The following is a 10,649-nucleotide window of genomic DNA, read 5'->3' on the forward strand; positions in this document are numbered from 1 at the left end:
AATTTACCTATTTAACACTAAATTTGTCAAAAAATAACTTGAAAACTTTCAATTCAATATTACGATTTTCATCAATCAAAAAAACAATCATTACCCTTGGTACTTTTGACGGAGTACATTTGGGACATCAGGCTATACTCAAAAAATTAGTGAATGCAACAGAAAATGGCACCTATGAAAGCTTAGTGTTGACATTTTACCCACATCCTAGAATGGTTTTGAATCAAGAAGGCACAATGCATCTTTTAAATACGATTGAAGAAAAAACTATTTTACTTGAAAAGTATGGAATTGATGATTTAATCATTCATCCATTTGATGAAAAATTTTCAAAATTAAGCGCTGAAGCATTTGTTAAAAGTGTTTTGGTTGATCAATTAAATATTCATAAAATTATCATTGGCTACGATCATCGCTTTGGCGAAAACCGTTCGGCAAACATTACCGACTTGATTGAATTTGGTAAAAAATATAATTTTGAAGTAGTCCAAATTAATGCCGAAGAAATTAATGAAATTTCTATAAGTTCAACTAAAATTAGAACTGCACTTTTAGACGGAGCAATTGAACTCGCCAACCAATATTTAGGCTATGATTACTTTTTTTCTGGCAAAGTAATAAAAGGAAAACAACTAGGCAGAACTATTGGTTTTCCTACCGCAAATATTGTTTTACTCAAGACTTATAAACTAATCCCAAAGAATGGAGTATATATTGTTTACAGCACATTAAATAATAAACGTGTTTACGGAATGATGAACATAGGTCATAATCCTACAGTGGGCGAAAATAACAAAACCATTGAAGTTCATTTTTTTGACATAAACGAAGATTTATATGATAAAATAGTCACTGTTTCTATTTTAAAATTCATCAGGTCTGAAGAAAAATTCGAATCGATTGACGCACTTAAAATGCAGTTAAATAAAGACCGAGAATTTTCAAAAAGCTACCTAAGAGAACAAACTCCTGAGTCTTAGAATAAAAAAATCCCGAAATAATCGGGATTCTATTTTATTGATTCATTTCTGTAAAATACTTGTAAAACAAAGGGATAGTTTCAATACCTTTTAAGTAATTAAACACCCCAAAATGTTCGTTTGGCGAATGAATAGCATCGCTATCTAAACCAAATCCCATCAATATCGTTTTGCTTTTTAATTCTTTTTCAAACAAAGCAACAATCGGTATACTTCCTCCAGAACGAACAGGAATTGCAGGTACTCCAAAAGTTTCGGTATAGGCTTTATTTGCTGCTCTATACCCAACACTATCAATTGGCGTAACATACCCTTGCCCTCCATGATGCGGCGTTACTTTGACTTTAACCGATTTTGGCGCAATACTTTCAAAATGATTTTTGAATAATTCGGTAATTTCCTCCCAATCTTGATTAGGAACCAATCGCATTGAAATTTTAGCAAATGCCTTACTTGCAATAACGGTTTTAGCTCCTTCTCCAGTATATCCGCCCCAAATTCCGTTTACATCTAATGTAGGACGAATGGAATTTCGTTCATTGGTCACATAACCCGTTTCGCCATATACCTCTTCAATGTCTAATGCTTTTTTATAGTTGTCCAATGAGAAAGGTGCTTTCGCCATTTCAGCTCTTTCTTCGGCTGAAAGTTCTTCAACTTTATCATAAAAACCAGGAATGGTGATATGATTATTCTCATCATGTAAAGAAGCAATCATTTTTGTCAAAACATTGATTGGGTTAGCAACTGCTCCGCCATATAATCCTGAATGTAAATCTCTATTGGGTCCGGTAACTTCTACTTCTACATAACTTAAACCTCTTAAACCTGTTGTAATTGAAGGTTGCTGATTAGAAATCATTCCCGTGTCAGAAATTAAAATCACATCGTTTGCTAATTTTTCTTGATTTCTTTCTACAAACCAACTCAAACTTTTGGATCCTACTTCTTCTTCGCCTTCAATCATGAATTTAACATTACAAGGCAAGCAATTATTTTGAATCATGTATTCAAAAGCTTTTACATGCATGTACATTTGTCCTTTATCATCACAAGACCCTCTGGCAAAAATAGCTCCTTCCGGATGAATTTCTGTTGTTTTAATTACGGGTTCAAAAGGTGGCGAAGTCCATAACTCCATTGGATCTGGTGGCTGCACATCATAATGACCATACACTAAAATAGTTGGTAAAGTTGCATCGATTATTTTTTCACCATAAACAATTGGATAACCCGGAGTTTCACACAACTCAACCAAATCGCAACCCGCTTTTTCAAGACTCAATTTTACCGCTTCGGCTGTTAAAACCACATCATGAGCATAGGCGCTATCGGCACTAACCGAAGGAATTTTTAGTAATTCTATTAATTCATTTATAAAACGTTCTTTATTAGCTTGAACGTATTGCTTTATATTTTCCATTGTAATTATTTGATAATGCTCAAAAATACAAAAAATGTTAAATCAAATTGATAAATTTGTTGTTCAATATAAAGAACGTTAAAAACAAAACCGTTGAAAGCAGAAAAAAACAATTTTTCAAAAAAAGAAATCCAATCCAAATTGGAATACTACTGTGCTTACCAAGAACGGTGCTATAAGGAAGTGGAAGAAAAATTATATTCTTATGCTGCTACTTCAGCTGAAAAAGAAGATATACTAACCTATCTTATCGAAAATAATTTCATCAATGAAGAACGTTTTGCTCAAAGTTTTGTTCGCGGAAAACACAATTATAAATTTTGGGGCAAAAATCGCATCATTAATGAATTGAAATACCGAAATATTTCTTCAAAAATCATCGAAATTGCTTTAAAAGAAATTCCAGAAACAACCTATTTGTCAAATTTTCATGCGATAGCCGAAAAAAACTGGAAAAACATTACCGAAAGAAAAGGCCCGAAGAAAAATAAAAAATTTGTAGATTTTTTACTACGAAAAGGCTATGAAACGAGTTTGATTTATGAGAAATTGAACGAATTGAATAAGTAGGCAATGTATCTATGTACTAATTATAATTATTGACTCATTGACACATTAACCCTATCTTTGCAAAAAAATAATCCATGTTAGAAAATAAAGACCAATCTAGAACCAGCTTATCTCAATTAGGAGAATTTGGATTAATTGATCACTTGACAAAATCGTTTACCGTTCAAAAAGAATCAACTATAAAAGGAATTGGCGATGATGGTGCTGTACTCGACTTTGGAACTAAAAAAGCAGTCATTTCAACCGATTTATTAATTGAAGGTGTTCATTTTGATTTGGCCTATATGCCTTTACGCCATTTAGGATACAAAGCGGTGGTGGCAAACGTATCCGATATTTGTGCGATGAATGCCACTCCTACTCAAATTACGGTTTCTGTTGCGGTTTCCAATCGGTTTCCATTGGAAGCTTTAGAAGAATTGTTCGACGGAATTACTATGGCTTCAAAAGTATACAATGTAGATGTTATTGGTGGCGATACTACTTCTTCGCAAAAAGGATTAATTATTAGCATAACAGCAATTGGTGAAGCAAATTTAGAAGATATAACCTATAGAAATGGGGCAAATGCAACTGATTTATTAGTAGTTTCGGGCGATATTGGTGCTGCCTATATGGGATTACAAATCTTAGAACGTGAAAAGCAAGTATTTCAAGTAAATCCAAATAACCAACCAGATTTAGAACCTTATACTTACTTAATTGAACGCCAACTCAAACCAGAAGCGCGTAAAGATTTGAAAGAATTATTTGAAAAATTAGCATTCAAACCGACAGCTATGATTGATATTTCAGATGGATTATCTTCGGAAATTATGCATTTATGCAAACAAAGTGGCGTAGGTTGTAATTTATATGAAGAAAAAATTCCGGTTGACCCACAATTAATAAATGTGTGTGAAGAGTTCAATTTAGATATCACCACGGTTGCGTTGAGTGGCGGAGAAGATTATGAATTATTGTTTACCATTAAAATGGAAGACTACTATAAAATAAAGGCCAATCCAAACTTTACAGTTATTGGTCACATGACCCAAGCTAGCGAAGGCATGCATTTAGTTACCCGAGCTAATACTAAAATTGAATTGAAAGCAAGAGGATGGAATGCGCTTGAAAATTAGAAAATAATAAATCCCAAACTTCAATTGAAATTTGGGATTTTTTTTGGAATTTGGAATTTATCTTTTTTGGAATTTTTTCAATTACATTTTCATCAACCAATTTCGCATAGAAACTTCATTATTGATAATATCACGTAAAGCTGAAATTTTCACTCTATCTTGTTGCATAGAATCTCTATGACGAATGGTTACCGTTTCATCTTCTAATGTCTGATGGTCTACTGTAATACAAAATGGTGTGCCTAAGGCATCTTGTCTTCTATAACGTCTTCCTACGGCGTCTTTTTCATCATACGCTACATTGAAATCCCATTTTAAATCTTCGATAATTTTATTAGCAACTTCAGGTAAACCGTCTTTTTTAACCAATGGTAAAACCGCAGCTTTTGTTGGCGCTAAAACACTTGGTAAACGTAAAACTGTTCTGGTTGAACCATCTTCTAATGTTTCTTCACAAAGCGAATTCGAGAAAACCGCCAAGAACATTCGGTCTAAACCAACCGAAGTTTCTACGACATAAGGCGTATAATTTGAATTGGTTTCGTTATCAAAATACTGTAATTTTTTACCTGAAAATTGTTCGTGTGCTTTCAAATCAAAATCGGTTCTAGAGTGAATTCCTTCTAATTCTTTAAATCCGAATGGGAAGTTGAATTCAATATCAGCCGCAGCATTGGCATAATGAGCTAATTTTTCATGGTCGTGAAAACGGTAATTTTCCTTTCCTAATCCAAGTGATAAATGCCAATTTAAACGAGTGGTTTTCCAATATTCATACCATTTCATTTCTTCTCCTGGCTTCACAAAGAATTGCATTTCCATTTGTTCAAATTCGCGCATGCGGAAAATAAATTGTCTCGCCACGATTTCATTTCTAAATGCTTTTCCGGTTTGAGCAATTCCAAAAGGAATTTTCATTCTACCCGTTTTTTGAACGTTTAAAAAGTTGACGAAAATACCTTGAGCTGTTTCTGGACGAAGATATAAATCCATTGCACTTTCTGCAGAAGCGCCTAATTTTGTGCCAAACATTAGGTTGAATTGCTTCACATCGGTCCAATTTTTTGAACCACTTTCTGGACAAGCAATTTCTAATTCTTCAATTAAGGCTTTTACATCGGCAAGGTTTTCAGTTTCTAAAGAGCGAGCCATTCTTTCTAGAATTTCCTTCTTTTTAGCCAAATATTCCATCACCCGTGGGTTAGTCGTTTTGTATTGTTCTTCATCAAATGAAGCGCCGAAACGTTCGCGTGCTTTATCAATTTCTTTTTGTGCTTTTTGGTTTAATTTTTCGGCATAATCCTCAATTAAAACATCGGCACGGTATCTTTTTTTAGAATCTTTATTATCAATTAATGGATCATTAAATGCATCAACATGACCAGAAGCTTTCCAAGTGGTTGGGTGCATTAAAATTGCAGCGTCTAAACCCACAATATTTTCGTGCATTTGCACCATTGCTTTCCACCAATATTCACGGATGTTCTTTTTTAACTCTACACCATTTTGAGCATAATCGTATACTGCACTAAGTCCGTCGTAAATTTCGCTTGACGGAAAAATAAATCCGTATTCTTTTGCGTGCGAAACTACATTTTTAAAAATATCATCTTGTTTTGCCATACTGCAAAAGTAAAAATAGGATTGGAATAAAGAAAAGATTTTGGGTATTTAAATAATAAATTATTTATAATCAAATGTTGATGAGCCAATTTTTGTAAACTCATTGTAAATATTGATTATGTATTTCCCTTTTGGTGTCTTGTTTTGCACTAAATCAACATAAGCACAAACATCGGTATCGGTTCTATTATAATTTACTTCTGAAAGTGCACTGTATTGAAGTTTTACCCCCGATTCGTTTTCGACAAATAAATTATCTTTTGAAATAATTTGATTTTTGGGATTTACAACTTGAATGTACAATGTTTTGTCACCCGATTTTACAATTTCGTTCTTTTGTAAGGTATAACAAACACGCAACTGTTGAATTTGAGAATTGTTTTGTTTGTATATGTTAGAGTAAATTTTAACCCCTTTAGAATTAATATTTATGGCAACTAATCGATTAGTACTGGCAGGATTTAACGTATTGCTGTTATTTGATTTATTTAAAATTGCTTGATTTTTAGCAGCAATTTTTGCATTTAATGCCTGTGCTTTTTTAGCATAAAATACTACGGAATCATTAACCAGATTTGAATTTACTTGACTCACCGAGTCAACAGCGAGAGAAAGTAATTGCTGATTTTTCTCAACAATACCTAATGAATCGTATTTATGTAAAATTTCGCCTAATTGACTTTCTAACACCTGAATTTCAAGCTCAGAATGTTTTTTAAAAGCGGCGTATTCAAACTTAACTTTAAAATAATTTACACTAAAAAACAACAATAACAACATCAAAATAATGATGCTAATTTTTGTAATTTTGTTTTTCTTAATCGCCATACCCTACATTTATATTACAAAAGTATTTAAAATTATTAATCTTATTTTAATAAACCGACAAAATGCTGAAAAATCTGATAAACTTGCTTTTTCCAAAATTATGTACTGGATGTAATTCCCTTTTGCTACAAAATGAAGTGATAATTTGTGCAAATTGCCGCCATGAATTGCCGCTTACCCAACATCATTTATTGAATAATAACTACATCGCAAAAAAATTTTATGGTATTATTCCTGTAGAATTTTGCAGTGCAATGCTATATTTTCATAAAGACGGAATTGTTCAAAATATGATTCATCATCTAAAATATAAAAATCGGCCAGAAATTGGAACTCTTTTAGGAAATTGGTACGCAAATGACCTCATAGAAATTGCCAAAGATCAAAAATTTACTACAATTATTCCAGTGCCGTTGCATAAAAAAAGAAATCGAGAACGAGGCTATAATCAAGTAACCACTTTTTGTGAAGCGTTATCGCAAAACTTAGGAATCGAAATAAACGATCAACTTTTGTATCGAAAAATATATTCGAAGACACAAACAAAAAAAAGTAAAGAAGCCCGATCTGAAATTAAAAACAGCCTCTTTGATGTAACTTTTTCTCAATCGGATTATGGAAAACACTACCTTTTAATTGACGATGTAATAACTTCTGGAGCAACATTAGAAGCTTGTGCTAAAGCTATCTTAAAAATTCCGGATGCAAAAATTAGTATCATCACAATTGCTTATACTGATTCATAAAATTTCTTAAAATTTGTATGTTTACATTAATTATAGTTGTTATTTTGTAACTTCTTTATTTTATGATGATGACAAAATTAAAATATATTCTTACGTTACTTGTTGTGGCTGTTTTTTTTGCAAATTGTGCCAAAAGAGGCACGGTTTCTGGTGGCCCAAAAGACACCATTGCCCCTAAAATTGTTGGAAGTTTACCAAAGAACTTTAGTACAAATTTTAAAGGAAGCGAAATAAAAATTAATTTCAACGAATTAATCAAAGTGAAAGATATTACCAAGCAATTGATCATTTCGCCACCTTTAAAAAAACAACCCATTATTGTTCCGCAAGGAAGTGCTAGTAAATTTATTTCGATAAAATTGTTAGATACCTTGAAAGAGAATACTACTTACAGTTTTAATTTTGGCCAAAGTATATCGGATAACAATGAAAATAATCCGTATTCGCAATTTAAATATGTATTTTCAACGGGAAATTATATTGATTCTTTAACGGTTGTAGGAAAAATAAAAGACGCCTTCAATCAAAAACCAGATAATTTTGTGAGTGTTCTTTTGTATGATGCTAAAACGTTTACCGATTCAACTGTTTATAAAGAAACTCCTTTATATGTAACTAATACTTTAGATAGTTTAAAAGTTTTTTCACTTGAAAATTTAAAAGAAGGTTCGTATCAGATTATTGCATTAAAAGACAAATCTGGGAATAATAAATTTGACCCGAAAAGCGATAAAATTGGTTTTTTAAAAGAACCGATTACATTGCCTACCTCAACAGCATATGAATTAGAATTATTTGCCGAAAAACCTGTTTTTAAAGTTTTTAAACCTACGCAGGAAAGCAACAACAAGCTTTATATGGGGTATGAAGGAAATACAAAGAATCTAAAAGTTACGGCTAAAAAAGGAACAGAAAATATTCCAATAAAAATGACCAAATATCTAGAGAAAGACAAAGATTCTGTTCAACTATTTTTTCCAAAAATGGAATTAGATTCGCTCGAAATAACAGTTGAAAATGGTTCATTTACAAAATCATTTACCTCAAAACTAAAAAACTTAAAAGAAAGCGATAGTTTAAAAATTGCAAATAAAACACAAGGCGCCTTGTCTTTTAGAGATTTATTTACCCTAAGTAGCAGCACACCCATAAAGACGATTGATAATTCAAAGATAATTCTTAGAAATAAAGATTCGGTTGCTGTTAATTTTACGTCTAGTTACGACGATTTTAATCAAGAAATTAAATTTGATTTCAAGAAAGAAGAAGAGCAGAAATATACATTAGAAATTTTACCCGAAGCGTTTACCGATTTTTATGAAACTAAAAATGATTCCTTACAATTTGAAGTAAACACAAGACTTATCTCCGATTATGGAAATTTAAAAGTTAATCTTTCAGGAATTAAACGATATCCTCTTATATTAGAAGTATTAGATGATAATGGTGTTGTTTTTTATAGTAAAATAGCTAATAATAAAGAAACTCTCATGGTTTTTGAAACCATTGAACCTAAACAATATACTTTACGAGTAATTTATGACGATAATGCCAATGGATTTTGGGACACTGGAGATTATTTGGCAAAAAAACAAGCTGAAGAAATTATTTATTATCCGAAAAAAATTGACGTTAGAGCCAATTGGGATGTAGAACAAGATTTTGGTTTAGAGTAATTTAAATTGATCTTTATCGAACTATTTGTCGGATTTTCCCAAGCTAATTTGGTTAAAACTAAAAAAACGCATTCATTGATTTGAATGCGTTTTTATTATTCTGAAGTTGCTATGAATTACTTCACAGATGCTTTTAAAAATTCTCTGTTCATGCGAGCAATGTTTTCTAACGAAATTCCTTTTGGGCATTCGATTTCACATGCTCCAGTATTGGTACAATTTCCGAATCCTTCTTCGTCCATTTGACGCACCATATTTAACACACGATTTGTAGCTTCAACTTTTCCTTGTGGCAACAAAGCATATTGAGATACTTTTGCTCCTACGAATAACATGGCAGAACCATTTTTACAAGAAGCTACACAAGCACCACATCCGATGCAAGCAGCCGCCATAAACGCTTTGTCTGCATCATCTTTAGGAACTGGAATTGAGTTTGCATCAATAGTATTTCCAGAAGTATTTACTGATACAAAACCACCCGCTTGTTGAATTCTATCAAAAGCACTTCTATCTACCACTAAATCTTTGATTACTGGAAACGCTTTACTTCTCCATGGTTCGATGTAAATAGTATCGCCATCGTTGAACAGTCTCATGTGCAACTGACAGGTTGTAATTCCAGTGTCTGGTCCGTGAGCTCGTCCATTGATGTATAAAGAACACATTCCGCAAATACCTTCACGACAATCGTGATCAAAAGCTACTGGTTCTATATTTTCGTTAATTAATTGTTCGTTTAATTGGTCTAACATTTCCAAAAACGAACTTGCAGTAGAAACATTATCTAATTTATAAGTTTCCATGCTCCCTTTTGAATTAGCGTTTTTTTGACGCCAAATTTTAAGGTTTATATTGATATTTTTTGCTGCACTCATACTATTTTATTTGTAATTTCTAGCTGCTATTTTTATAAACTCGTATTTCAATTCTTCTTTATGAAGTTCTTCTTTTGTAATATCGTCTCCTTTGTATTCCCACGCTCCTACGAATGAGAAATTCTTGTCATCACGAAGTGTTTCGCCTTCAGCATCTTGGTATTCTTCACGGAAATGACCTCCACAAGATTCTTTTCGTTGTAAAGCATCCAGTGCCATTAATTGACCTAAATCAATTAAATCGGCAACACGTAAAGCTTTTTCAAGTTGAGGATTCAACTCGTCATTGCTTCCAGGAACATTTACGTCTTTATAGAAATCTTCTTTTAATTGAGCAATTTCTGCAATAGCTTCATTTAAACCTTTTTCATTACGCCCCATTCCTACTTTATTCCACATAATCAAACCTAATTTTTTGTGGAAATAATCTACCGATTTTGAACCTTTATTGTTTAAAAATTTACTTATTGAATCTTTAACTCTAGCTTCTGCTTCAGCAAATTCTGGAGCATCTGTAGCAATTTTACCCGTTCTGATTTCGTCTGCTAAATAATTTGAAATCGTGTATGGTAAAACGAAATAACCGTCAGCCAAACCTTGCATTAAAGCAGAAGCTCCTAAACGATTTGCTCCATGGTCTGAGAAATTTGCCTCACCAGCAACGAAACAACCAGGAATAGAAGATTGTAAGTTATAATCAACCCAAACACCTCCCATAGTGTAATGCACTGCTGGATAAATTTTCATTGGAGTTTCATACGGGTTTTCATCCGTAATTTTTTGATACATGGTAAACAAATTACC

General features: G+C 32.5%; 10 protein-coding genes. 5 read left to right on the forward strand and 5 right to left on the reverse strand.

Annotated features, from left to right (window positions below; genetic code table 11):
• Positions 1-980: bifunctional riboflavin kinase/FAD synthetase (locus ACIQZC_RS06140; RefSeq protein WP_396138358.1), on the forward strand; the 980-nt coding region annotated here is incomplete at its 5' end.
• A 34-nt stretch (positions 981-1,014) separates the two neighbouring features.
• Here the strand turns inward: ACIQZC_RS06140 and ACIQZC_RS06145 are convergent.
• Positions 1,015-2,403, reverse strand: a complete 1,389-nt coding sequence (locus tag ACIQZC_RS06145) for a dipeptidase (protein ID WP_396138359.1) — start codon at positions 2,401-2,403, stop codon at positions 1,015-1,017.
• A 93-nt stretch (positions 2,404-2,496) separates the two neighbouring features.
• Between ACIQZC_RS06145 and ACIQZC_RS06150 the strand changes: the two genes are divergently transcribed.
• Together ACIQZC_RS06150 and thiL are read left to right on the forward strand one after the other, a co-directional pair.
• Complete coding sequence (locus ACIQZC_RS06150; protein WP_396138360.1) at positions 2,497-2,973, forward strand: regulatory protein RecX; 477 nt, start codon at positions 2,497-2,499, stop codon at positions 2,971-2,973.
• Between the two features lie 74 nt (positions 2,974-3,047).
• Entirely contained in the window at positions 3,048-4,094 is a 1,047-nt protein-coding gene (gene thiL, locus ACIQZC_RS06155; RefSeq protein ID WP_396138361.1) for a thiamine-phosphate kinase, read from the forward strand.
• Positions 4,095-4,175: 81 nt separating this feature from the next.
• Here the strand turns inward: thiL and ACIQZC_RS06160 are convergent, their stop codons facing one another.
• Positions 4,176-5,717: a glycine--tRNA ligase gene (locus tag ACIQZC_RS06160; protein WP_396138362.1), complete on the reverse strand. Its 1,542-nt coding sequence runs from the start codon at positions 5,715-5,717 to the stop codon at positions 4,176-4,178.
• Between the two features lie 60 nt (positions 5,718-5,777).
• Positions 5,778-6,545, reverse strand: a complete 768-nt coding sequence (locus ACIQZC_RS06165; RefSeq protein ID WP_396138363.1) for a hypothetical protein — start codon at positions 6,543-6,545, stop codon at positions 5,778-5,780.
• A gap of 62 nt (positions 6,546-6,607) precedes the next feature.
• Here ACIQZC_RS06165 and ACIQZC_RS06170 point away from each other — a divergent pair, with 62 nt between their 5' ends.
• Both ACIQZC_RS06170 and ACIQZC_RS06175 read left to right on the forward strand, forming a co-directional pair.
• Complete coding sequence (locus ACIQZC_RS06170; protein WP_396138364.1) at positions 6,608-7,291, forward strand: ComF family protein; 684 nt, start codon at positions 6,608-6,610, stop codon at positions 7,289-7,291.
• Positions 7,292-7,359: 68 nt separating this feature from the next.
• Entirely contained in the window at positions 7,360-8,967 is a 1,608-nt protein-coding gene (locus ACIQZC_RS06175) for an Ig-like domain-containing protein (protein WP_396138365.1), read from the forward strand.
• Positions 8,968-9,083: 116 nt separating this feature from the next.
• On the opposite strand, the gene ACIQZC_RS06180 is transcribed toward ACIQZC_RS06175, so the two are convergent.
• Complete coding sequence (locus ACIQZC_RS06180) at positions 9,084-9,845, reverse strand: succinate dehydrogenase/fumarate reductase iron-sulfur subunit (protein WP_396138366.1); 762 nt, start codon at positions 9,843-9,845, stop codon at positions 9,084-9,086.
• Between the two features lie 6 nt (positions 9,846-9,851).
• Positions 9,852-10,649: FAD-binding protein (locus ACIQZC_RS06185; RefSeq protein ID WP_396138367.1), on the reverse strand; the 798-nt coding region annotated here is incomplete at its 5' end.

The sequence above is a fragment of the Flavobacterium sp. genome (genome assembly GCF_044338735.1).
In the GTDB taxonomy this organism is placed as follows: domain Bacteria; phylum Bacteroidota; class Bacteroidia; order Flavobacteriales; family Flavobacteriaceae; genus Flavobacterium.

Coding starts and splice junctions, on each gene's coding strand:
- ACIQZC_RS06180 (WP_396138366.1), bottom strand. CDS start 9,845: ATGAGTGCAGCAAAAAATATCAATATAAACCTTAAAATTTGGCGTCAA.
- thiL (WP_396138361.1), top strand. CDS start 3,048: ATGTTAGAAAATAAAGACCAATCTAGAACCAGCTTATCTCAATTAGGA.
- ACIQZC_RS06145 (WP_396138359.1), bottom strand. CDS start 2,403: ATGGAAAATATAAAGCAATACGTTCAAGCTAATAAAGAACGTTTTATA.
- ACIQZC_RS06160 (WP_396138362.1), bottom strand. CDS start 5,717: ATGGCAAAACAAGATGATATTTTTAAAAATGTAGTTTCGCACGCAAAA.
- ACIQZC_RS06175 (WP_396138365.1), top strand. CDS start 7,360: ATGACAAAATTAAAATATATTCTTACGTTACTTGTTGTGGCTGTTTTT.
- ACIQZC_RS06170 (WP_396138364.1), top strand. CDS start 6,608: ATGCTGAAAAATCTGATAAACTTGCTTTTTCCAAAATTATGTACTGGA.
- ACIQZC_RS06165 (WP_396138363.1), bottom strand. CDS start 6,545: ATGGCGATTAAGAAAAACAAAATTACAAAAATTAGCATCATTATTTTG.